General features: G+C 67.0%; 21 protein-coding genes. 5 read left to right on the forward strand and 16 right to left on the reverse strand.

What is annotated here, in order from left to right; all coding sequences use genetic code 11:
• Positions 1–4: 4 nt before the first annotated feature.
• The 11 genes from murD to NP825_RS13245 all read right to left on the reverse strand — a co-directional run bounded on the left by murD (position 5) and on the right by NP825_RS13245 (position 11830).
• Entirely contained in the window at positions 5–1312 is a 1308-nt protein-coding gene (murD, locus tag NP825_RS13195) for a UDP-N-acetylmuramoyl-L-alanine--D-glutamate ligase (RefSeq protein ID WP_257544169.1), read from the reverse strand.
• Entirely contained in the window at positions 1309–2379 is a 1071-nt protein-coding gene (gene mraY / locus NP825_RS13200) for a phospho-N-acetylmuramoyl-pentapeptide-transferase (protein ID WP_257544171.1), read from the reverse strand. The genes murD and mraY overlap by 4 nt, the downstream gene beginning before the upstream one ends.
• Positions 2379–3755, reverse strand: coding sequence for a UDP-N-acetylmuramoyl-tripeptide--D-alanyl-D-alanine ligase (gene murF, locus NP825_RS13205; protein ID WP_257544173.1), 1377 nt, complete (start codon positions 3753–3755; stop codon positions 2379–2381). Before murF ends, mraY begins: the two co-directional genes overlap by 1 nt.
• Positions 3752–5191, reverse strand: coding sequence for a UDP-N-acetylmuramoyl-L-alanyl-D-glutamate--2,6-diaminopimelate ligase (locus tag NP825_RS13210; RefSeq protein WP_257544176.1), 1440 nt, complete (start codon positions 5189–5191; stop codon positions 3752–3754). Before NP825_RS13210 ends, murF begins: the two co-directional genes overlap by 4 nt.
• Positions 5191–6885, reverse strand: coding sequence for a penicillin-binding protein 2 (locus NP825_RS13215; protein ID WP_257544178.1), 1695 nt, complete (start codon positions 6883–6885; stop codon positions 5191–5193). The genes NP825_RS13210 and NP825_RS13215 overlap by 1 nt, the downstream gene beginning before the upstream one ends.
• Positions 6882–7496, reverse strand: coding sequence for a hypothetical protein (locus NP825_RS13220; protein ID WP_257544180.1), 615 nt, complete (start codon positions 7494–7496; stop codon positions 6882–6884). Before NP825_RS13220 ends, NP825_RS13215 begins: the two co-directional genes overlap by 4 nt.
• The gene (gene rsmH, locus NP825_RS13225) at positions 7490–8482 is read right to left on the reverse strand and encodes a 16S rRNA (cytosine(1402)-N(4))-methyltransferase RsmH (protein WP_257544184.1); all 993 of its coding nucleotides are present in this window, start codon (positions 8480–8482) and stop codon (positions 7490–7492) included. The genes NP825_RS13220 and rsmH overlap by 7 nt, the downstream gene beginning before the upstream one ends.
• Positions 8479–8979, reverse strand: a complete 501-nt coding sequence (locus NP825_RS13230) for a division/cell wall cluster transcriptional repressor MraZ (RefSeq protein WP_257544187.1) — start codon at positions 8977–8979, stop codon at positions 8479–8481. Before NP825_RS13230 ends, rsmH begins: the two co-directional genes overlap by 4 nt.
• Positions 8980–9276: 297 nt before the next feature.
• Positions 9277–10518 (reverse strand): GldG family protein, encoded by a 1242-nt coding sequence (locus NP825_RS13235; RefSeq protein ID WP_257544189.1) that lies wholly within the window; start codon positions 10516–10518, stop codon positions 9277–9279.
• Entirely contained in the window at positions 10515–10862 is a 348-nt protein-coding gene (locus tag NP825_RS13240) for a hypothetical protein (RefSeq protein ID WP_257544191.1), read from the reverse strand. The genes NP825_RS13235 and NP825_RS13240 overlap by 4 nt, the downstream gene beginning before the upstream one ends.
• A complete protein-coding gene (locus NP825_RS13245; protein WP_257544193.1) occupies positions 10859–11830 on the reverse strand; it encodes a cysteine synthase A in 972 nt (323 codons plus the stop codon). Before NP825_RS13245 ends, NP825_RS13240 begins: the two co-directional genes overlap by 4 nt.
• Before the next feature lie 195 nt (positions 11831–12025).
• Between NP825_RS13245 and NP825_RS13250 the strand changes: the two genes are divergently transcribed.
• Complete coding sequence (locus tag NP825_RS13250) at positions 12026–14098, forward strand: TonB-dependent receptor (protein WP_257544195.1); 2073 nt, start codon at positions 12026–12028, stop codon at positions 14096–14098.
• A 230-nt stretch (positions 14099–14328) separates the two neighbouring features.
• On the opposite strand, the gene fabG is transcribed toward NP825_RS13250, so the two are convergent.
• The 4 genes from fabG to NP825_RS13270 form a co-directional block, all read right to left on the reverse strand.
• Entirely contained in the window at positions 14329–15069 is a 741-nt protein-coding gene (fabG, locus tag NP825_RS13255; protein ID WP_257544197.1) for a 3-oxoacyl-[acyl-carrier-protein] reductase, read from the reverse strand.
• Positions 15070–15084: 15 nt separating this feature from the next.
• Positions 15085–15504 carry a GxxExxY protein gene (locus NP825_RS13260; RefSeq protein ID WP_257544199.1) on the reverse strand — a complete coding sequence of 140 codons (420 nt, stop codon included), beginning with the start codon at positions 15502–15504 and terminating at the stop codon, positions 15085–15087.
• A gap of 31 nt (positions 15505–15535) precedes the next feature.
• Entirely contained in the window at positions 15536–16474 is a 939-nt protein-coding gene (gene fabD / locus NP825_RS13265) for an ACP S-malonyltransferase (protein WP_257544201.1), read from the reverse strand.
• A gap of 114 nt (positions 16475–16588) precedes the next feature.
• Positions 16589–17416 carry an LD-carboxypeptidase gene (locus NP825_RS13270; protein ID WP_257544203.1) on the reverse strand — a complete coding sequence of 276 codons (828 nt, stop codon included), beginning with the start codon at positions 17414–17416 and terminating at the stop codon, positions 16589–16591.
• A 157-nt stretch (positions 17417–17573) separates the two neighbouring features.
• Between NP825_RS13270 and NP825_RS13275 the strand changes: the two genes are divergently transcribed.
• The 4 genes from NP825_RS13275 (at position 17574) to rplI (ending at position 20554) form a co-directional block, all read left to right on the forward strand.
• Positions 17574–18953, forward strand: coding sequence for a Mur ligase family protein (locus tag NP825_RS13275; protein ID WP_257544206.1), 1380 nt, complete (start codon positions 17574–17576; stop codon positions 18951–18953).
• 350 nt (positions 18954–19303) lie between these two features.
• On the forward strand, positions 19304–19669 hold the full coding sequence (gene rpsF, locus NP825_RS13280) for a 30S ribosomal protein S6 (protein ID WP_257544208.1): 366 nt from the start codon (positions 19304–19306) through the stop codon (positions 19667–19669).
• 11 nt (positions 19670–19680) lie between these two features.
• Positions 19681–19905, forward strand: coding sequence for a 30S ribosomal protein S18 (gene rpsR, locus NP825_RS13285; RefSeq protein ID WP_037554562.1), 225 nt, complete (start codon positions 19681–19683; stop codon positions 19903–19905).
• Positions 19906–19918: 13 nt separating this feature from the next.
• The gene (rplI, locus tag NP825_RS13290; protein ID WP_257544215.1) at positions 19919–20554 is read left to right on the forward strand and encodes a 50S ribosomal protein L9; all 636 of its coding nucleotides are present in this window, start codon (positions 19919–19921) and stop codon (positions 20552–20554) included.
• A 354-nt stretch (positions 20555–20908) separates the two neighbouring features.
• Here the strand turns inward: rplI and folE are convergent, their stop codons facing one another.
• A complete protein-coding gene (folE, locus tag NP825_RS13295; protein WP_257544217.1) occupies positions 20909–21505 on the reverse strand; it encodes a GTP cyclohydrolase I FolE in 597 nt (198 codons plus the stop codon).
• Positions 21506–21682: the final 177 nt, after the last annotated feature.

The raw sequence follows: 21682 nt of genomic DNA on the forward strand, positions 1-21682 counted from the left end.
ATCCTCATCCATCTCCCAACGCCGGAACGAGGTCGCGGAACGCGTCGCCGCGCTGCTCATAGTCCCGGAACTGGTCGAACGACGCGCAGGCGGGCGAGAGCAGGACGATGTCGCCGGGCTCGACCGCCGCCGCCGCATGCGCGACCGCCGTCGCGAGGTCGCCCGACCGATCGACCGGGATCGCATCGCCGATCTCGTCCGCGAAAGCCTCCATCGCCTCACCGATCAGATAGGCACGCTTCACATGGCCGAACCAGGGACGGCAGGCGGACAGGCCGTCGCCCTTGGCTTGCCCCCCCGCGATCCAGTGCAGACGCTGGTCCGGCGCCGGCGGGAAAGCCGCCAGCGCCGGTGCAGCGGAAGCCGCGTTGGTCGCCTTGCTGTCGTTGTACCAGCTGGCGCCAGCGGCTTCGCCGACCCATTCCATGCGATGCGGGAGCGCCCGATAGGTGGCGAGCCCGCGTTCGATCTCTTCGTCGTTCAGCCCCAGCGTCCGGCAGACGGCGATCGCGCACACCGCGTTCTGCGCGTTGTGCGGGCCCTGCAGCGCGGGCCAGCGCGCCTGGTCGGCAGGATCGATGTCCTGCGCCGAGACGCGGTGGAGGCGATGGTTGAGGCGCCCCGCGATCATCCGCGACGGATCGTCGTCGACCGCGACGATCGCGACCTGATCCCTATGCTGGAGCGAAAACAGCCGTGCCTTCGACGCAGCATAGCCTGCAAAGCCGTCGTAGCGGTCGAGATGATCGGGGGTCAGGTTGGTCAGCACCGCGATGTCGCAGGCAAGGCTGTGCGCGAGGTCGATCTGATAGCTCGACAATTCGAGCACATAGACGCCGCCCTCGGGCAAGGGATCGCGCGACAGGATCGGCAGGCCGATATTGCCGCCCATCAGCGCGGGCACCCCCGCGCTTTCGAGCATATGGGTGACGAGCGCGGTGACGGTCGACTTGCCGTTGGTGCCGGTGATGCCGACGACCTTGTGCGGCGGCAGATCGGGACGCGCTTCGGCGAATAGCTCGACGTCGCCGATCACCGGGACATGCGCCTCGCGCGCGTGCGCGGCGACCGGGTGGCGGTTGAGCGGCACGCCCGGCGACACGACGACGCCCGCGAAGCCAACGAGATCGATGGCGAGCGGATCAGCGATATCGGCGTTGAGCATCATCGCCTCGTCGCGCGCGGCCTCACGGTCGTCCCACGCGGTGACGCCCGCGCCACTGGCGACGAGCGCCTCGACCGCCGCGAGGCCCGAGCGCGCCAGCCCCAGCACCGCATAGCGGCGGCCGGCAAAGGCGCGCGACGTGATCACCGCAGCTTGAGCGTCGCGAGCCCCGCGAGCGCGAGGATGATCGAGACGATCCAGAAGCGGATGACGACGGTCGATTCGGGCCAGCCGAGCTGCTCGAAATGATGATGGATCGGCGCCATGCGAAAGACGCGCTTGCCCGTTCTCTTATACCAGAAGACCTGAATGATCACCGACAGCGCCTCGACCACGAACAGCCCGCCGACGAGGACGAGCACCAGCTCGTGCTGCGCGGTCACCGCGACCGTCGCGAGCGCGCCGCCGAGCGCGAGGCTGCCGGTGTCGCCCATGAAGACAGCGGCGGGCGGCGCGTTGAACCACAGGAAAGCGAGGCACGCGCCGATGATCGCGGCGGCGAAGATCGCAAGCTCGCCGGCACCGGGAACGTGCGGGATGCCGAGGTAGCCGGCAAATTTAACGTTACCCGACAAATAGACGATGACGAGGAAAGTCAGGCTGGCGATCATCACCGGAAAGGTTGCGAGCCCGTCGAGTCCGTCGGTCAGGTTCACCGCATTGCCGAAGCCGACGATCAGCACCATCGCGAAGATATAATAAAAGGGTCCGAGCGGGATGTAGACGTTGCTGAAAAAGGGCAGATAGAGGTCGGTGCCGGTGCGCGAAACGATCAGCAGCACCGCGACCGCGGCGATCGCGAACTCGACCAGCAGGCGCACGCGCCCGGGAATCCCGCGATGGCTGGCCTTGGTCACCTTGTCGAGGTCGTCGAGGAAGCCGACCGCCGCGAAGCCCGCGGTCACGAACAGGCATGCCCAGACGAAGCGGTTCGACAAGTCCATCCAGAGCAGGGCGGAGATCATCAGCGAAATGAGGATCATCAGCCCGCCCATCGTCGGCGTGCCCTTTTTCGCGAGGTGGCTTTGCGGACCGTCGTCGCGGATCGGCTGCCCCTTCCCCTGCCGCATCCGCAGCATCAGGATGAAGCGCGGCCCGATCCACAGGCCGATGATCAGCGCGGTCGCGACCGCGGCGCCCGAGCGGAAGCTCAGATAGCGGATGAGGTTCAAAGCCCCCGGAAAGCCCAGCCATTCCGCCAGCCAGTACAGCATCAAAATTCCCCATTGGTCAGCGCCGTCACCACGTGCGACAGGCCGACGCTGTTCGATCCCTTGACCAGCACCGTATCGCAGGGCCGGATCACGTCCTTCAGCCGCGCGGTCGCGGCCGAGTGGGCGGCCACATGCTCGAATTCGATGCGTCCCTCAAGCGCTTTGGCGAGCGGCGCCATCTCTTCGCCGACAAGCAGGGCGAACCGCACGCGCGCCGCGACGAGCGGAGCCGCGAGCGCGGCGTGATAGGCCTCGCCATCGGGGCCGAGCTCCTTCATCGCGCCCAGAATCGCGACCTTGCGCTCGCCGGATTCGGCCGCGAGCTGTTCGATCGTCGCGGCCATCGAGGCGGGATTGGCGTTATAGCTTTCGTCGATGACGAGGATCGAGCCGCCGGGCACCTGGACCCGGTGGCGCGCGCCGCGCCCCGCGAGCCCGCCCATCTCGGCAAAGGCGAGACCCGCGGCGGGCAGATCGCCGCCGACCTGCTTGACCGCCGCCAGCACCGCGAGCGCATTCGACACCCAATGCGCGCCCGCCTGCGCGATGGTGAAGCAGAGCAGCGCATCCTGCACCTGCGCCGTGACGAGCGAGCCGCCCTGCCCGTCGGGCAGCCAGTCGACCGCGCGGACGTCGGCGCCCTCGCCGAGCCCGAAGCTGACGATATGCGCGGCATGCTGCTCCGCCTTGGCGCGGAGCCGCGCATAATGCTGACTGTCGAACGGCAGGATCGCGGTGCCGCCGGGTTCCAGCCCCTCGAAAATCTCGCCCTTCGCGTCGGCGATGGCTTCTTCGCTGCCGAAATATTCCATATGCGCGGGCGCGATAGTGGTGACGATCGCGACGTGCGGGCGCACCATGTGCGTCAGCGCGGCAAGCTCGCCCGCGTGGTTCATCCCCATTTCGAACACGCCGAAATCGGCGGTCGAGGGCATCCGCGCGAGGCTGAGCGGCACACCGACATGATTGTTGTAGCTCTTGACCGAGCGATGCGCCTTGCCGGGGCGGAAACGATCGAGCGCGGCGAACAGCGCCTCCTTCGTCCCGGTCTTGCCCGCCGATCCGGTGACGCCGATGATCCGCCCGTGACTGCGCGCGCGCGATGCGGTGCCGAGCGCGTTGAGCGCGGCGACGCTGTCGGCGACGCGGACATGCGGAAAATCGATGTCGGTCTCGCAGACGATACCCGCGGCGCCCGCCGCGATCGCCTTGTCGATGAACTTGTGACCGTCGGTCGCCTCGCCCTTCATCGCGATGAACAGGTCGCCCTTCGTCACCTCGCGCGAATCGAAGGCAACGCCCTGCACCGTGAAGTCGGCGCTGGCCGTCCCTCCCGTAGCAGCCGCGATAGCGCGTGCGGTCCACAGCGGATTCATGCCGCCTCCTCGCGCGCGACCGCGACGTCGTCGAAGGGAAGGACGCGCATCGCCTCGCCGCGCCCGACGATCTGCCCCTGCTCATGGCCCTTGCCGGCGATGCAGACAATGTCGTCCGCGCGCGCCTCGGCCATCGCGGCGGCGATCGCGGCGCGGCGGTCGCCGATGATTTGCGCATCGGGCGCCCCCCCGGCGATCGCCGCGCGGATCGCGGCGGCATCCTCGCCGCGCGGATTGTCGTCGGTGATGATCAGGACATCGGCCTTGGCGGCGGCGACCCGCCCCATTTCGGCGCGCTTCGCCTGGTCGCGGTCGCCGCCCGCGCCGAAGACGAGGATCAGACGCCCCGCCGCATGCGGGCGGAGCGCGTCGAGCGCCGCCTCGATCGCATCGGGCGTATGTGCGTAATCGACATAGACGGGCGCTCCGGCCCGCGTGATCGCCGCGCGTTCCAGCCGCCCGCGCACCGGCTGGAGCCGCGCGAGATTGGCGAGCGTCTGTTGCACATCGCCGCCGGTCGCGATCACCAGCCCGGCCGCAACGAGCGCATTGGCGACCTGATAGGCACCAATCAGCGGCAGCGTGACCTTCTGCGCCAGCGCACCCGCCTGGATCAGCAGCGACTGGCCGAGCTGGGTCGGCTCGCGCGAGACGAGGCGCAAATCCTCGCCGTGCGTGCCGACGGTCAGCGTGCGGAGGCCGCGCTGCTTCGCCGCATATTCGGCGGCAGGCGACCACATATCATCGTTCCAGATGACGGCCGTGCCGTCGGCGTCGACGACCTCGCGGAACAGCCGCATCTTCGCGGCCATATAGCTGTCCATATCGCCATGATAATCGAGATGATCGTGGCTGAGGTTGGTGAAGGCGGCCGCCTTCACGCGCAATCCCTCGGTGCGATACTGGTCGAGGCCGTGACTCGACGCCTCGAACGCCGCATGGGTCACGCCTTCGGCGGCGAGGCCCGACATGTTGGACAGGAAAGTGACGATGTCGGGCGTCGTCAGCCCGGTCGCGGCGCTGTCGTTCGAGGTGGTGATGCCGAGCGTGCCGATCGACGCGGCGTGAAAGCCCGCCATGCGCCAGAGCTGACGCGTCATCTCGACCGTCGAGGTCTTGCCGTTGGTGCCGGTCACCGCGACGCAGGTCGCGGGAAAGCGGTGAAAGAAGCGCGCGGCGATATGCGCGAAGGCGCGGCGCGGGTTGGCGTCGGCGATATGGACCGCGCCCTCGACCTTCGCCTCGGGCCGTGCGACGACGGCGATCGCCCCGGCTTCCACGGCTGCGGGAATGAAATCCTCGCCATTGAATCTCTCGCCGGCGAAGGCGCCGAAGATCGTGCCCGGCGCGACCTTGCGATGGTCGATCGCGAGCCCGGTCACCACCGGGTCCGCCCCTGCCAGACCATGATCGCCTGTCAGCGCGGACAGGCGCATTATTCGCTTTCCCCGTTCTTCCAGAGCAGCGGGGTCAGTTCGGACACGTCGACGTCGCGGCTTTCGTCGGGGAAGACGCCGAGCATCGGACCCGCGCGCATCACCACCTTCTTGACCACCGGCGCGACGGTATAGCCCGCGGTACGCTGGCCCGAGCTGAAGGCATTGCCCTTCGGCTCGTCGATCATCGCGATGACGACGTAGCGCGGATTGTCCATCGGGAAAACGGCGGCGAAGGTCGAGACGAGCGAGTGACGGCGATAGCCGCCCGCGCCCGGCTTTTCAGCGCTGCCGGTCTTGCCGCCGACGCGAAAGCCCGGCGCGTCGGCCTGGCGGCCGGTGCCATCCGAGACGATCAGGCGAAGGAGCTGGCGCATCCGCGCGCTGGTCGACGCCTTGAAGACGCGATGCCCCTGCGGCGGTGCCTTGTCGCCGAGCTTCACAATCGTCGCGGGGCGCCAGATACCACCGTTGACGAGCGCGGCATAGGCATTTGCGAGATGCAGCGGAGTCACCGCGATGCCGTGGCCATAGCTGGTCGTCATCGTCGACAGCCGGCCCCATTCCCTGGGCCACAGCGGAAAGGCACGTTCCTTGAGTTCGATGGCCGGACGCTTGTTGAATTCGATGCTGCGGAACATCGCCTCCATCTTTTCCTTGCCGAGCTGGTCGGCGATCTGCGCGGTCACGATGTTCGAGCTGTGGATCAGCGTCTCAGGCACGTTGAGCCAGCGTCCCATCATGTGCGAATCGCGAATATGAAATCCCGCGATCGCGAGCGGCTTGGTCGCGTCGTAGCGTTTCGCCATGCTGGTCACGACGCCGCTGTCGATCGCCGCGCCGATCGACAGCGGCTTGATGACCGATCCCAGCTCATAAAGATTATAGGTCACCGCGTTGCGGCGCGCGGCCATGTCGCCGGCGACCAGCTTGTTCGGATTATAGGTCGGCAGCGAGGTCATCGCCAGCACCTCGCCGGTGTGGACGTCGAGAATGATGCCCGCGCCGCCGATCGCCTCCAGATTGGTCACCGCGTTGCCGAGCTCGCTTTCGAGCACGCCCTGGACGCGCGCGTCGATCGACAGCGCCAGCGGCTCGCCGCGCGTCGCCTTGTCGGTCAGCTGCTTGTCGAACGCGCCTTCGACCCCGGTGACGCCGTGCCCCTCGGCATCGGTGAAGCCCAGCACCTGCGCCGCGAGGCTGAGCTGGGGATAGAGCCGCTCCTTTTCTCGCGGGAAGTCGAATCCGACATCGCCGATCGCGTTCACCGCCGCGACCTGATCGGGCAGCGCGCGGCGGCGGATGTATGTCGGGCGCGGGCCGCTGAGCTTCGCCAGAAACTCCTCACGCGGGGTATCGGGAAAGATCTTGACCAGCTCGTCGGCCAGATATTGCCGGTTATTGAGCAGCTTCGACGGCACGACGCGGATCGAATAGCCGTCGATCGTCCGCGCCAGCGGCACACCGTTGCGGTCGACGATGTCGGCCCGCGCCGGAATGAAAGTCGCCGCGCCATCGCCATGCCCCGACGAGGTATCGAACAGCGCGAAAAACAGCAGGCGCATCGAAATCAGGAAAAAGGCCGCCATGAACAACAGCATGAGCATCATCAGCCGCTGCTGCGCGGTCAGCAATATCTGCTGCCGCACCCCAGCGGTGCGCACCCGGGCCGGACGGACGACCAGCGTGTTCATGGAGCGGTGCGGCCCTCCTTTGCCTCGCGCGCCGCGGCGCGCTTGAGGTCGGCCAGCGTCGATTCGGCGAGCAGCTGGTCCTCGATCATCTTGAGCTGTTCGCGGCGGCGGGTCGGCGCCATGCGCGGCGGCGAATCGCTCCGCACGGCGGTTTCGGCCTGCGCGAGAACGACGGGCTTTTCAGCCGCGGGCTTGGTCGCCGGCTTTTCGGCGGCGGTCGTGGCCGACGCGGGGGTGCCGACCGGGCTCGCTCCCACCGGGCTCACCATAGCCATCAGCACCGGCGCGACCTCGTTGGCACCGCGCGCGCGCGGCAGGCCGTCGAGCGAGGCGAGCTGGCGCTCGCTCTCCAGATATTGCGAGGCCGACGGCGCCGAATAGCCGAAGCTGTCGGCGTTCCACTGTTCGAGCTGGCGCATCGAGGCGCGCACCGCGAGTTCGGATTCGAGATAGCGGATATTCGCCTGCGTCCGGTCGATCTGGCGCTCGATCCGCGTCAGTTCGCTGCGCGTCGCCGCGACCTTCAGCGAGACCGGATAGAGCGCCATCGCGAAGAGGAGCACGAGCAGGACCAGGCCGATTCCCTGGAGCTTGCGGGCCGCCATCAGCATGACAAGGACTCCTTCTTGATCGATGAACCGGGCCAGGCCGGGGCCGCGGTGCGCACCGCGCTGCGCAGCGTTGCAGAGCGTGCGCGGGGATTGCGCGCCTCTTCCGCCTTCGACGGGCGCACCTTGCGCGCGGGCGGATCGAAAGTTGCGGCCCGCGCCGGAGATTGGAGCGCGGGCCGGTGGCGCGATCCGCCGGCGTCGCCGCCGCTGCGTTCGCGCAGGAAATTCTTGACGATGCGGTCTTCGCTGCTGTGGAAGCTGACCACGGCAAGGCGCCCGCCGGGACGCAGCACGCGCTCGGCGGCGGCAAGCCCCTCGGCCAGCTCGTCGAGTTCGCCGTTGATGTGGATGCGGATCGCCTGAAAGCTCTTGGTCGCCGGATCCTTGGGCGCGCCGGGCGGATGGCGAAGCGCCTTGCGGATCACCGTCGCCAGTTCGCCGGTGCGCGACAGCGGCCGCGCGGCGACGATCGCGCGCGCGACGCGGCGCGACTGGCGCTCGTCGCCATAATGATAGAGGACGTCAGCGATCGCCCCCTCATCGGCGCGATTGAGCCACTCGGCGGCGCTTTCGCCCTCCTGCGCCATGCGCATGTCGAGCGGGCCGTCCTTTTGGAAGGAAAAGCCCCGCGCGTCGCGGTCGAGCTGCATCGACGACACGCCGATGTCGAAGGTGATGCCGTCGACCGCCTCGATCCCGCGCTCGGCGAGCAACCGGTCGATCTCGCCGAAGCGGCCGTGGATCAGCGTCAGGCGGCCATCGGCCTCGGCGACCAGCGCCTGCCCTTCGGCGATCGCGTCGGGGTCGCGGTCGCACGCGATCACCGCGGCGCCCGCAGACAGCATCGCGCGCGTATAGCCGCCGGCGCCGAAGGTCGCATCGACGTGGCGCTCGCCGGGGGCGATGGCAAGAGCGGCGATGACTTCTTCGCGGAGGACCGGATCGTGCCGAGGATCTCGGGGCAGGTCTCGGGGGGGTTCGGTCACTTTCGCGCCTTCCCCCTGGTCTCTTCCCAGGCTCCGGCCAATCGCCGCAGCACCGGATCGGCCTCGGCGCATTCGGCGAGGGTCGGCAGCCACCATATCTCGAAGCGGCGGCCCGACCCGACGAAGGCGGTCGCGCCCGCCTCGCCCACGCGGTCGCGCGCGGTGAAATTGGGCAGGAAGCGCCCACTGTCGTCGAGCGTATAGGCCTCGGTATAGCTGAAGCGCTTCTTGAACGCCTCGTCCTCGTCGAAATCGAGGTTGCGGGTCAGCGCGGTGTCGCGGTCGCGCTCGATCTCGTCCGACAGGCGATCGTACTGATCCTGCCCATAGGCGACGAGGCACGGCAGCTTTTCGTGGAAGCCGACCCAAAGCACGCGCTGGCCGTCCGCATTGAGGGGCACATTGTTGCGGAACTGCGAGGGGACGGCGATGCGTCCCTTGCCATCGATCGCGGCAAAGTTGGTGCCCGAATAACGGCCGGGCGTCACAACTGCCATCGCTGAAGCCCCCCTGCCTCGTGCCACCGGGCAATATTTCCCTGCGCCCGGAATCGACAGATTCGGGCCGAAAGACTCAGGCGGAGATTGCCCCTCTCCGATTCCTGCCTATCAAGACTCCATCGGGGTGGAAAGGGGTATTTTAGGGTGAGATAGGGATATTACGCCCCAAATAGGTGATTTCGCGATGAAATGAGCACCAAAACGGGTCCGGACGCCGCAATGCAGGGCCCGAAGCATGAGAATGAGAGGAGAATCGATCGCGGAAGCGGCCGCGAAGCCTTTGCTTTCGCCCGCCTATTCGCCCGCCTGTTCGATGGTGCGAATCCATATGGGGCGAAGGATCGCGCGCGGCGCGGCCGGCCAGAGGCGCGCGGCGAGCCATTCCATCGTGTCGGCCCGCCGCAGATGCGCCGCCCAGTCGGGCGCAGCCCTCCAGAGCGGCGCGAAGATCAGGTCGGCGTCGCCTACCAGCCAGGCCTCGCCTTCGCCGATGCGGCAATGGACGATGCGGCGGCCGGCATGGGCCTGACAGGTGGCGGGAAACCGCTCGAACCGCCCCGCGCTGAACAGGCGAAGCCGCGCGCCGTCGATATCGATCGCCAGCGGCCCCCGCTCGCCTGCCGGAGCGGCGCCGAGCGTCACGCCCCAATGGTCGAGCAGCGGGGTCAGCAGGCTGGTGACCGGCGGGTTGCGCGGATCGCCGAGCGGATGGCGCGCGGGCCAGCCCGACAGGGCGTCGGCGAGGATGACGGCGCGCCCGCCCCCACGTACGAAAGCATCGACGGCAACAAGCTCGCGCGGCGCAAGCGCGCGCGGATGGACGAGGAACAGCGTGCCGCCCGGCGCGGGCGGATGGTCGATCAGGCTGTCGATCAGGCGCACCGGCCCCGCCGCCTCGATCCGCTGCAAGGCCGGGTCGTCGCTCATGCCTTGCGCGATCATCGCCGCCATGTCGCCTTCCACAGACCAGCGCAGCGGCAGGCCGGTGAGCATGGTGACGGGCGCGCCCGCGGCGGGTGGAGCGCGATAGAGAGCGGCGAGCAGCAGATGCGACCCGGCAAACCAGACCCCGATAAGCAACAGCGCAACCATGCCTCGCACCGCCCTGCCCGCCCGCCACCGCGCCAGATGGGCGGCAAGCCACGCGACCAGCACGGCCCCGACACCAACCAGCCCCAGTTGCGCCCAAGGCATTTGCCCCGCGAGCAGCAGAGCAAGAATCGCCTGCGCCGGCAGGAGCAGGAGCACCACGACAAGAAACCCGTGTTCCCCCGCGAAGGCGGGGGTCCGTCTCCGGTCGGCGCTATCTCGGTCCGGCCGGAGATGGGTCCCCGCCTTCGCGGGGCCACGCAGCTTGTTTTCGCGAGCTTGTCGCCATCGCTCCAGAAGCACCAGCACCAACGCCAGCCACGGCAAAACCAGCGCCGGATCGATCCGCCCGAGCGCCGCCTGCCCGCCCGCGACCCATGCCAGCACAAGCAGCACCGACACCGCAACGGCGGCGTCGAGCGCAGCCGGGCGGCGGCGCGCGGTCACTGTTTCGATTGGCGGGCCCGCGCGAGCGCTGGATCGGGTTCGAGGTCGGGAACCGCGGGAGCCGGCTGCGGCGCCTTGACGCCGCCGACCTCATTCTGGTCCTTCGACACCGGCTGCACGCCCAGTTCCTCAAGCGGCGCGCTGCCGGCCTTCGCGGCATCGAGCGGCGCCATCTGCGTCGTCGCTGGGGCCTCCTGCGCCGCATTCTGGCGCGCGCGATCGCCGATGAGCCCCGCCATGCCGACGAGCAGCAGCACGGTCAGCAAACCGGCAATCCCGATCTGAAGCCGGCGCATCGAATCATTCACCGGCGCGGGCGGGGTCGTCGCGGAGGGTCCGGTCATGCCGCCAGCCCTTTGCTCGCGAGCCATTCGGGATTGTAGAGCGTCGACAGATAGCGAAAGCCGCTGTCGCAGAGGATCGTCGCGATCCGCTTGCCCGGCCCGAGCTGCCGCGCCAGCGCCATCGCGCCCGCGACGTTGATCCCCGACGACAGGCCGAGGCACAGCCCCTCCTCATCGAGCAACTGGCGCACGACCTTCAGCCCCTCTTCGTCAGAGATGCGGAACTGGGTGTCGATCGGCGCCCCTTCCAGATTGGCGGTGATGCGGTTCTGCCCGATGCCTTCCGCGACGCTCGATCCTTCAGGCTTCAACTCGCCGCACTGATAATAATTATACAGCCCGGCACCGTGCGGATCGGTGAGCGCGACGGTGATGGCGGCATCCTTGGCCTTGAGGCCCAGCCCCGTCCCGGCGATCGTCCCGCCGGTGCCCGCGGCGCAGGTGAAGCCGTCGATGCGGCCGTCCATCTGCTCCCATATCTCCTCGGCGGTGCCGAAGATATGCGCCTTGCGGTTGGCGATATTGTCGAACTGGTTCGCCCAGATCGCATTGTCGGTTTCCTCGGCGATGCGGCGCGAGGTGTGGACGAAATGGCCGGGGTTGGCAAAGGGCGCGGGAGGCACGAGCACAAGCTCGGCGCCGAGCGCGCGGATCGTCGCCATCTTCTCGGCGCTCTGGTTGTCGGGCATGACGATGATCGTCTTGTAGCCCAAGGCATTGCCGACGAGCGCGAGCCCGATGCCGGTGTTGCCCGCCGTCCCCTCGACGATCGTCCCGCCGGGGCGCAGGCTGCCGTTCGCTTCGGCATCGCGGACGATATAGAGTGCGGCGCGGTCCTTCACCGATCCGCCGGGGTTGGCATATTCGCACTTGCCCCAGATTTCGCATCCCGTCGCCTTGCTGGGGCCTTCGAGCAGGACGAGCGGGGTGTTGCCGATGAGGTCCAGGCTGGTTTTGGCAATAGTCATGCCCTTGATCTAGGACCGCCGCCCCAGCGCCGCAAGACAGCTTCGCTTGCCCCAAGCACAGGCCCACTTCGTCGACCAACGGGGCACGAGCGCCGACGAACGGCATCCATCGTCGCTGCACAACCCTTGTCATTGTAACAGTATATCATTACTGGCGTCGGCGACTTGCCGTCCCGAACAACAGGAATCCCCTTCATGCGCCTTCTCTCCTCCACCGGTTTCACGCTCGCCCTGATGATCGCCGCCCCCGCCTTTGCGCAGGATGCCGCGCCGCAGCCGACCGGCGACGACGATTATCACACCGACCAGGCGATCGTCGTCACCGCGCCCTACGTCCGCAGCCTCGACATCCTCGGCAATGTCTCGGTGATGGAGGGCGAGAAGCTGGCGCAGGATATCCGCGGCCAGATCGGCGACACGCTCGCCGCACAGCCCGGTGTTTCATCGAGCAGCTTCTCCCCCGGCGCCTCGCGCCCGATCCTGCGCGGCTTTTCGGGCGAGCGCGCGGCGGTGCTGGTCGACGGGCTCGGCGCGATCGACGCCTCCTCGACCTCGGCCGACCATGCGGTGTCGATCGATCCGCTGACCGCCGAGCGCATCGAGATCCTGCGTGGCCCCTCGGTGCTGCTCTTTTCGAGCCAGGCGGTCGGCGGCGCGGTCAATGTCTTCGACCGCCGCATCCCGCGCAGCATTCCCGAAAGCCCCTTCCACCTCGATGCGCTCGCGAGCTACGGCACCGCCGCCGACGACAAGAGCATCGGCGCCTCGATCGACGTGCCGGTCGGCCAGCGCTTCGTCGTCCACGCCGACGGCAATTATCGCGATTCGAACAATGTCCGCGTCGGCGGGCTGATCTATGCCCCTGCCCTGCGCGCGCATCTGCTCGACCTCGCGGCCGACGCGACCGCCGACGGCGATGCCGACGAGGCGGCGCGGCTGACCGACGCCGCGAACAGCCGCGGCAAGGTGCCGAACAGCCAGAGCACCAGCAAAAGCGCCGGCGTCGGCGCCGCCTTCATCGACGACGGCGGCTCGCTCGGGATCAGCTTCGGCTATCTCGCGGATGAATATGGCATCCCGCCGCGCGCCGACATCGACGAGGTGCCGACGATCAAGGCGCGCCAGTATCGCGTCGACTTGCGCGGCGAGGTCGAGCTCGGCGACGGACTGTTCGAGAAATTGCGCGTGCGCGGCGCCTATGCCGACTATGCCCATACCGAATTCGACGATGGCGAGCCCGGAACCCGCTTCACCAACCGCGGCATCGAGGCGCGCGCCGAACTGGCGCAGAACGACCGCGGCGGCTGGCGCGGCGCGAGCGGCGTCCAGTACAGCTTCCGAGACTTCGCGGCGATCGGCGACGAAGCCTTCCTGCCCGCGAACGAAACGACGCGCATCGCGGCCTTCACGCTGCAGGAACTCGAACGCGGTCCGGTGACACTCGAAGGTGCGCTGCGCCTCGAAAAGTCCCAGGTCCGCGCCGAAAGCATCGGCTTCGACCGCTCGTTCAGCAGCCTGTCGGGTGCGGCTGGGCTCAGCTATCAGCTCGCCGATGGGCTCAAGGCCAGCGTCTCGATCTCGCGCAGCGAGCGCGCGCCCTCGGCCGAAGAACTGCTGTCCGACGGCCCGCACGCGGCGACCCTGACCTATGAGCGCGGCAATCCGAATTTCGCCAAGGAAACGAGCTGGGGCGGCGAAGCCTCGCTGAAGTTCAAGCGCGACGGCTGGTCGGCGGGGCTGACCGGCTATGCGAGCCGGTTCGACAATTTCATCTATGAAACCGACACTGGCCTGATCGCCGACGATCTGCCCCTGTTCGAGTTCCGCCAGAACAAGGCACGCGTCTGGGGTTTCGAGTTCGAGGGCGCCGCGCCGCTCGCGCAGATCGGCGGCTTCCATATCGGCGCCGACGCGACCGCCGACATGACGCGCGCGAAGATCGTCGACGGTCCCTATGTCCCGCGCATCCCGCCGCTGCGCATCCGCGGCGGGATCGAAGCGTCGAGCGAACGGCTCGACGCCCGCGCCGAGGTCGAATGGACCGACGACCAGACCCGCATCGCGGCCTTCGAGACGCCGACCAAGGGCTTCACGCTGGTCAACGCCTCGCTGACCTGGCGCCCGTTGCCGGAGACCCGGCACTTGTCGCTGACGCTCGCCGCCGACAATATCTTCGACGTCGACGCGCGGCGCCACGCGAGCTTCACCAAGGACTATGTCCCGCTCGCCGGCCGCGACATCCGGATCACGGCGCGCGCGAGTTTCTAGCGGGAGTCCGCTGTCGGGTGGGGAGCGGACAGTGAAGGATGGCGCTATTTTCCCCTCCCGCAGGCGGGAGGGGCAGCGAGACTTACGAACTTTGTTCGTTAGTCGCAGCGGGGTGGGCCATCGCACCGTCGCTGCCCACCCCCAACCCCTCCCGCCTGCGGGAGGGGAGAAGAGTGGCCGCTTCCCGTCGCTAACAGCCGTTTAGTATCGAACGTCCCAACGTCGCGATATCAGGACAGCATCGCCATCCCGCCATTCACATGCAGCGTCTGGCCGGTGACATACCCCGCCTCCTTCGATGCGAGATAGACCACCGCCGCGGCGATATCGCTCCCCTCGCCCATCCGCCCCGCGGGGATGCGCTGGTTGAGCGCTTCCTTCTGCGCGTCGGGCAGGTCGTCGGTCATCGCGGTCGCGATAAAGCCCGGCGCCACGCAATTCGCGGTCACGCCGCGGCTCGCCAGTTCCTGCGCCAGCGCCTTGGTCATGCCGGTGACTCCCGCCTTCGACGCCGCATAATTGGCCTGCCCCGGATTGCCCGTCGCGCCGACGACGCTGGTGATCGAGATGATGCGGCCGAACCGCGCCTTCATCATCGGCTTCGCGGCGGCGCGCGCGAGGCGGAAATTGGCTTCGAGGTTGATGCGGATGACATCCGACCATTCCTCGTCCTTCATCCGCATGATCAGATTGTCGCGCGTGACCCCGGCATTGTTGACGAGAATATCGAGCTGCCCCAGCGCATCGAGGGCCGACGGCACGAGCGCATCGACCGCGGCGGAATCACTGAGATTGCAGGGCAAAGCGACATGATCGCCGCCAAGGCTGTCGCGAAAGCCATTCAACTTGTCGGCGTTGGACCCCGACACCGCCAGCCGCGCCCCCTGCGCCGCCAGCGCCTGCGCGATGGCCGAACCTATGCCGCCCGAGGCACCGGTCACGAGGGCGGTCATACCGGTGAGATCGAACATGCTAGTCTCCATATTTTACCGGTTCACGCGGAGACGCGGAGACGCGGAGGGTTTATGATCGTTGACGATGCGACGGACGCCTTCTTTGAGGGTCGCGCCGCCGAAATTGATGAGCAGCCCCACCGATTGACGAGTCAAACGCAGGTAGGTCAACAATTGTTTGCCATGCGCCGCATTAAGCCGTTCAACCGATTTGATTTCGACAAGAAGCCGATCATCCACCAATAAATCGATCCGAAAGGCAGCATCGAAGCGCATGTCTTCAAAAAATATGTCGATCGGCTTCTGCCGATCGACCTTATATCCAGCAGCAACCAACTTGCCGGCCAACACGGTTTCATAGACGCTTTCCAGAAGACCGGGGCCAAGATCCCGATGGATGCGAAGCGACAAATCCAGCACATCCCCGCTCACGACATCAATGTCTTGCGCCATATCTCCGCGCCTCCGCGTCTCCGCGTGAACCTCAAAAGGTTTTCAGCAGCGCTTCGATATCATCCATCGAAATCACGCTCACCGTCTCGACCTCTCCCGATGCGCTGCGCTTGACCATCGGCGACAGTATCTTGCCGCCGAATTCGACGAACCGGGTGACGCCGATGCCCTCCATCGCGCCGACGCTCTCGCGCCAGCGGACGCGGCCGGTGACCTGCTGGACCAGCAGATCGCGGATCGCGTCGGCATCGCTGACCGGGCTCGCGGTGACGTTCGCGACCACGGGCACCAGCGGCGCGGCAGGCGGGTTCGCGCCGAGCGCTTCGGCCATCGCATCGGCGGCTCCCTGCATCAAGGGACAGTGGAAGGGCGCCGATACCGGCAGCAGGACGCCGCGCTTGATTCCGAAATCCTTGACCAGCGCCACCGCGCGCTCGATCGCGCCCTTGTGTCCCGAGATCACGACCTGCGACGGATCATTGTCGTTGGCGACGGTGCAGACCTCGCCCTCTGCGGCCGCGTCGGCGAGTTTCTGCGCGGTGTCGATGTCGGCGCCGAGCAGCGCCGCCATCGCGCCGACCCCGACCGGCACCGCCGCCTGCATCGCCTGCCCGCGCGTCTTGAGCAGCCGCGCCGCTGTCGCAAGGTCGAAAGCGCCGGCCGCACAGAGCGCGCTATATTCACCGAGACTGTGGCCCGCGACATAGGCGGCCTTGGTGGCGAGCGTCACGCCGCCCTCTTTCTCCAGCACGCGCAGCGTCGCGACCGCGTTCGCCATGATCGCGGGCTGGGCGTTTTCGGTGAGGGTCAGTTCATCCTCGGGGCCTTCGCTCATCAGCTTGAAGAGATTCTGGCCGAGCGCATCGTCGACTTCCTGAAAAACCTCGCGCGCCACGGGCGACGCATCGGCGAGCGCCTTGCCCATGCCGACCGCCTGACTGCCCTGACCCGGAAAGATGAATGCGCGCATGACCCTGCCTCTCTTCATTCGTCGTCCCAGCGAAAGCTGGGACCGTTGACTTTCCCGCTCCAGCGATCCCAGCTTGCGCTGGGATGACGGAAATGGATGGCCGCGCCTATTCTTTCACCCCGCGCGATGCAAGCCGAAGGGCACGACCTTGTTCGCCGCATCGTGCCCGATGTCGGCGCGGCCGAGCCATGGGATGCCGGTGCGCGCGCACCAGTCGCGGGCGATCTCCTCGGCCTCCAGGCCGAACGGCCGGTCGTTCTCGGGCACGTCGCTGACGCGCCCCAGCCGCAGCCCGGCGAGCCCGCGCGGCGCCAGACAGGTCGCGACATGGAAAAAGGCGCGGTCGAAGGCGTAGAGATATTCGCTCACCTCCTCGACCAGCAGCACATGCCCCGCAAGGTCGGGCTCGAGCGGCGTGCCGAGCAGCATCGACAGCGTCATCAGGTTGAACGCCGCATGGCGCGCCCCATGCTCCAGCCCCGGCTCGCACGCCGCCGGATCGCGCGCGACGAGCCAGTCGAGCGCGCGCATCACCGCCGCATCGCCGCCCGCGCGGCGAATGTCGGCGACCATCGGGCCGTGCGCAACATGATCGAAGCCGTCGCGATAGAGACACCCCAGCAGATTGCCCTGATCCGAATAGCCGAGAAACGCCTTGCCCCGCGCGACCGGGGTCATCGCCGCGACCGCGTCCTCGGCGATCCGGCACGCGCCATAGCCGCCCCGCGCGAACCAGATCGCGTCGATGTCGGGGCGGTTCGCCATTTCGACCAGCGCGGCGAAACGATGCCCGTCCTCGCCCGCGAAATGGCCGTGGACCGCGAAACATTGCTCGTCGAAGATCAGCTCGACGTCGGGATAACCAAGGCTCGCGATCGCGCGCACCGCTTCGGCATCATCAGGGAGGATGGGGGTGGAAGGAGCGACGATTCCGATGCGCATGACTTGAAACTACCCCGCGATCCGTTCGCATCGAGCGAAATCGAGATGCCCTCCGGCCTTGCGCCATCCCGATAGGTGTCTCGACTTCGCTCGACACGAACGGAATTCACGATGGGTGCCGGTTGCAAACCCTTCGCCAAGCCCATATCGCGCCGCCATGTCGGAAAACAAATCCTATTTCTTCTGCGGCATCGGCGGGTCGGGCATGTTGCCGCTCGCGATGATCGTGGCGGCGCGGGGCGCCGCGGTCGCCGGGTCGGATCGCAGCCGCGATCAGGGGCGCACGCCCGGCAAGTTCGACTGGATCGAACGGCAGGGTATCGCCCTCTTCCCGCAGGACGGCAGCGGCGTCGCGGTGGGCCAGACGCTCGTCGCCTCGGCCGCGATCGAGGACAGTGTGCCCGACATCGCCGCCGCGAATAGGCTCGGCCTCGCGCGCCTGACCCGCGCCGACCTCAACGCAGCGCTGTTCAACGACGCCGCACAGGCCATCGGCGTCGGCGGCACCAGCGGCAAGTCGACCGTCACCGGCATGATCGGCTGGATATTGGAACGCGCCGGCCGCAGGCCGACCGTGATGAACGGCGCGGTGATGCGCAATTTCGCTACCCCCGACACGCCCTTCGCCAGCGCACTCGTCGGCGACGCCGCGACCTATGTGAGCGAAGTCGACGAAAGCGACGGCTCAATCACCCTCTACCGCCCCGACGTCGCGGTGGTCACCAACATCAGCCTCGACCACAAGAGCCTGGCCGAACTGCACCAGCTCTTCGGCGATTTCGCGGCGAAGGCACGCGTCGCCGTCGTCAACGCCGACGATACGGAATCGGCTCCGCTGCTCGGCGGCGGCAATGTGATGCGCTTCGGCTTTTCCGAGATGGCGGCGATGCGCGGCAGCGATTTCGAAGCCTTGCCGGACGGCTGCCGCTTCATGATCCATTTCGCGGGCGACACCCATGACGTCCACCTGCGGATGCCCGGCCGCCACAATGCCGCCAACGCCCTCGCGGCCATCGCGGCGGCGCGCGCGGTGAATGTGCCGGTCGCGCAATCAGCCGCTGCGCTGGCCGACTTTGCCGGACTTGCCCGTCGCTACGAAGTTTTGGGTCGGGCGAAGGATGTTACCGTCATCGACGATTTCGCGCACAATCCCGATAAGGTCGCCGCGACCCTCGCCGCTGTTGCCGAACTGCCGGGCCGCGCATTGATCTTCTTCCAGCCGCACGGCTATGGTCCGCTCCGCCAGATGGGTAGGGAACTTGCCGCGAGTTTCGCCAATGGGATGCGCGACGGCGACAAGCTCTACGTCAGCGACCCCGTCTATTTCGGCGGCACCGTCGATCGCAGCACCGGCAGCGAAGCGCTGGTCGCCGCCATCGTCGGCGCGGGCGCCGAGGCCGTCCACCTTACCACCCGCGCCGAATGCGGCGCCGCGATGCTGGAAGAGGCGCGGCCGGGCGACCGCATCCTGATCCTCGGCGCGCGCGACGATACGCTGACCGAGTTCGGGCGCGAGCTGCTGGAGAAGCTGACATAATTCCTTCTCCCCTTGCGGGAGAAGGATACGGAGCCTTGCGCCGCAGGCTCTAGGCGCAGTTGGATGAGGGGTTGCGAGCCTTTGGCTCGCGCGGTCCCGCGGACCGCCGCCCCCTCACCCAGCTTCGACTAGCCGGCAAGCTGGCAAGTCTTCACAACCCTCTCCCGCAAGGGGAGAGGGGACTCTGCTTGATTTCCACCCGCGAATCTGTATAGGCGCCCTCATTCGGGGCGAGGCCTTGCGCCTGTCGCCCCGTTTGCTTTGCACGACTACGCAAAGCCGGACGACAGCCGGAGGGGTTTCGCGATCGGCGCGGAATCAGCGATCGGCCAAATCGAAGGACGCGAACCATGCCGTTTTACGAGCATGTCTTTATCGCGCGTCAGGATCTGAGCCAGGCTCAGGTCGACGCGCTGGCGGAAACCGTCACCAACGTCATCGGCGAGTATAAGGGCACGGTCCACAAGACCGAGACCTGGGGCCTCAAGCAGCTCGCCTACAAGATCCAGAAGAACCGCAAGGGTCACTATGTGATGCTCTCGGCCGAAGTCACCGGCGAAGCGATCGCGGAGATCGAGCGTCAGGCTGCGATCAACGAAGACATCATCCGCTGGCTCACCATCAAGGTCGACGAACTCGAAAAGGGTCCGTCGGTGATGATGCGCAAGCAGGAACGCCGCGGCGGCCGTGGCCGTGACCGCGACGGCGAAGAATAAGGAACAGCAATATGGCACGACCCTTTTTCCGCCGCCGCAAGACCTGCCCCTTCAGCGCGAAGGACGCACCGGTCATCGATTACAAGGACGTCCGCCTGCTCCAGGGTTACCTGTCGGAGCGCGGCAAGATCGTCCCGTCGCGGATCACCGCGGTATCCACCAAGAAGCAGCGTGAGCTGGCGAAGGCGATCAAGCGCTCGCGCCACATCGGCCTGCTCCCCTACATCGTGAAGTAAGGAGGGCAGCGTCATGGAAATCATCCTGCTCGAACGTATCGAGAAACTGGGCGGTATCGGCGACGTCGTCACCGTCAAGAACGGCTTTGCCCGCAACTTCCTGTTGCCCAACAACAAGGCGCTGCGCGCGAACGACGCGAACCGCAAGCTGTTCGAAGCCAATCGTGCGAAGATCGAGGCCGATAACGCCGAACGCCGCACCGCCGCCGAGGGGCGCTCGAAGGACATCGACGGCAAGCAGGTCGTCCTGATCCGCCAGGCGTCGAACACCGGCCAACTTTACGGCTCGGTTTCGGTGCGCGACATCGTCGACGCGCTGGTCGAGGACGGCGCCGCGAACATCACCAAGGCGATGGTCGAGCTCGAACGCCCGATCAAGTCGCTCGGCCTGTTCGACGTCAAGGTCAAGCTGCACCCCGAAGTCGTCGTGACGGTCGGCGTGAACGTCGCCCGCTCGCCCGACGAGGCCGAGATGCAGAAGCAGGGCATCGACGTCATCGCCGCGATGTTCGAGGAAGAACAGGCTGCCGCTGCCGCGGTCGCGCTGGAACCCGACAGCGAGGACGAGTTCGAGGAAGCGACCCCGCCGTCGGAAATCGCCGCCGAGGAAACTCCGGCCGCGGACGCAGAGGAAGGCGAAGAGGCCTAAGGCCGATCTTCTTCCCGCGAGACAGAAAAGGCTCCGGAACCCAGCGTTCCGGAGCCTTTTTCTTTACCTGAAACAGTCGGTGCGGACGCCTGCTTCGGGGTGGAGAGCGGCCCCTTCCCAACTTTCGTCATTCCCGCGACAGCGGGAACCCAGAGCGTGCATCGGCTGACCCCACTCTGGGTTCCCGCTTTCGCGGGAATGACGAAGATAAGAGATGCTGCGCGCGACTTTCAGTCTCTCGTCATCCCAGACTTGATCCGGGATCCATTCTCTCGGCGCCGGATGAATGGATCCCGGATCAAGTCCGGGATGACGACGTTACTCAGGTCCGCTTCCGGTCTTTTCCGGCCGCCCTCAATACCCCATCAGGCTCAGCACTTCCTTGCGGCTGCGCTCGTCGTCGAGGAAGCAGCCGAGCAGACGGCTGGTCACCATGCCGACGCCGGGGGTGCGGACGCCGCGGCCGGTCATACAGCCGTGCTGCGCATCGATCACCACCGCGACGCCCTGCGGGTGCAGATTGTCCCAGATGCATTTGGCGACCTCGGCAGTCAGCCGCTCCTGCACCTGCAGCCGCCGCGCGAAACCATTGAGCACGCGCGCGAGCTTCGAGATGCCGACGACGCGGTCGCGCGGCAGATAGGCGATCGACGCCTTGCCGGTGATCGGCGCCATATGATGCTCGCAATGCGACTGGAACGGAATATCGCGCAGCAGCACGATCTCGTCATAGCCGCCGACCTCCTCGAAGGTGCGCGACAGGTGAACCGCGGGATCGTCCTCATAGCCCTGGCAATATTCGAGCCACGCGCGCGCCACCCGCCGCGGCGTGTCGATCAGCCCCTCGCGCGCCGGATCGTCCCCGGCCCATTCGATCAGCGTCCGGACCGCGTCGAGTACATGACCGGGCACGACCGGTTTGCCGTCCGGGCCCAGTTCCACTTTTGTCATCACCCCGTCCTTACTGTTGCATCGATGCCGCACATTTCGCCATGAAATGGGCGATGCGCAACCCCGCAAACCCAAGAAATTCCTGCGCCGGGCCAAGTTTACGTTGCGGAATCTGTGCTTTTCCAGCTTTGGGACTCGCTTGAATTTCCGCGCATTTTCGGCGCGAACAAGTGGCTT

Origin of the sequence: Sphingopyxis sp. DBS4, assembly GCF_024628865.1 — a bacterium.
GTDB lineage: Bacteria > Pseudomonadota > Alphaproteobacteria > Sphingomonadales > Sphingomonadaceae > Sphingopyxis.

Excerpts from the sequence above, each read along its gene's own strand:
- NP825_RS13275 (WP_257544206.1), top strand. The coding sequence starts at position 17,574 with ATGTCGGAAAACAAATCCTATTTCTTCTGCGGCATCGGCGGGTCGGGC.
- murF (WP_257544173.1), bottom strand. The coding sequence starts at position 3,755 with ATGAATCCGCTGTGGACCGCACGCGCTATCGCGGCTGCTACGGGAGGG.
- fabD (WP_257544201.1), bottom strand. The coding sequence starts at position 16,474 with ATGCGCGCATTCATCTTTCCGGGTCAGGGCAGTCAGGCGGTCGGCATG.
- rpsF (WP_257544208.1), top strand. The coding sequence starts at position 19,304 with ATGCCGTTTTACGAGCATGTCTTTATCGCGCGTCAGGATCTGAGCCAG.
- NP825_RS13245 (WP_257544193.1), bottom strand. The coding sequence starts at position 11,830 with ATGACTATTGCCAAAACCAGCCTGGACCTCATCGGCAACACCCCGCTC.
- NP825_RS13260 (WP_257544199.1), bottom strand. The coding sequence starts at position 15,504 with ATGGCGCAAGACATTGATGTCGTGAGCGGGGATGTGCTGGATTTGTCG.
- NP825_RS13215 (WP_257544178.1), bottom strand. The coding sequence starts at position 6,885 with ATGAACACGCTGGTCGTCCGTCCGGCCCGGGTGCGCACCGCTGGGGTG.
- NP825_RS13210 (WP_257544176.1), bottom strand. The coding sequence starts at position 5,191 with ATGCGCCTGTCCGCGCTGACAGGCGATCATGGTCTGGCAGGGGCGGAC.
- mraY (WP_257544171.1), bottom strand. The coding sequence starts at position 2,379 with ATGCTGTACTGGCTGGCGGAATGGCTGGGCTTTCCGGGGGCTTTGAAC.
- fabG (WP_257544197.1), bottom strand. The coding sequence starts at position 15,069 with ATGTTCGATCTCACCGGTATGACCGCCCTCGTGACCGGTGCCTCGGGC.
- NP825_RS13230 (WP_257544187.1), bottom strand. The coding sequence starts at position 8,979 with ATGGCAGTTGTGACGCCCGGCCGTTATTCGGGCACCAACTTTGCCGCG.
- NP825_RS13220 (WP_257544180.1), bottom strand. The coding sequence starts at position 7,496 with ATGCTGATGGCGGCCCGCAAGCTCCAGGGAATCGGCCTGGTCCTGCTC.
- NP825_RS13240 (WP_257544191.1), bottom strand. The coding sequence starts at position 10,862 with ATGACCGGACCCTCCGCGACGACCCCGCCCGCGCCGGTGAATGATTCG.
- rpsR (WP_037554562.1), top strand. The coding sequence starts at position 19,681 with ATGGCACGACCCTTTTTCCGCCGCCGCAAGACCTGCCCCTTCAGCGCG.
- folE (WP_257544217.1), bottom strand. The coding sequence starts at position 21,505 with ATGACAAAAGTGGAACTGGGCCCGGACGGCAAACCGGTCGTGCCCGGT.
- rplI (WP_257544215.1), top strand. The coding sequence starts at position 19,919 with ATGGAAATCATCCTGCTCGAACGTATCGAGAAACTGGGCGGTATCGGC.
- NP825_RS13270 (WP_257544203.1), bottom strand. The coding sequence starts at position 17,416 with ATGCGCATCGGAATCGTCGCTCCTTCCACCCCCATCCTCCCTGATGAT.
- NP825_RS13250 (WP_257544195.1), top strand. The coding sequence starts at position 12,026 with ATGCGCCTTCTCTCCTCCACCGGTTTCACGCTCGCCCTGATGATCGCC.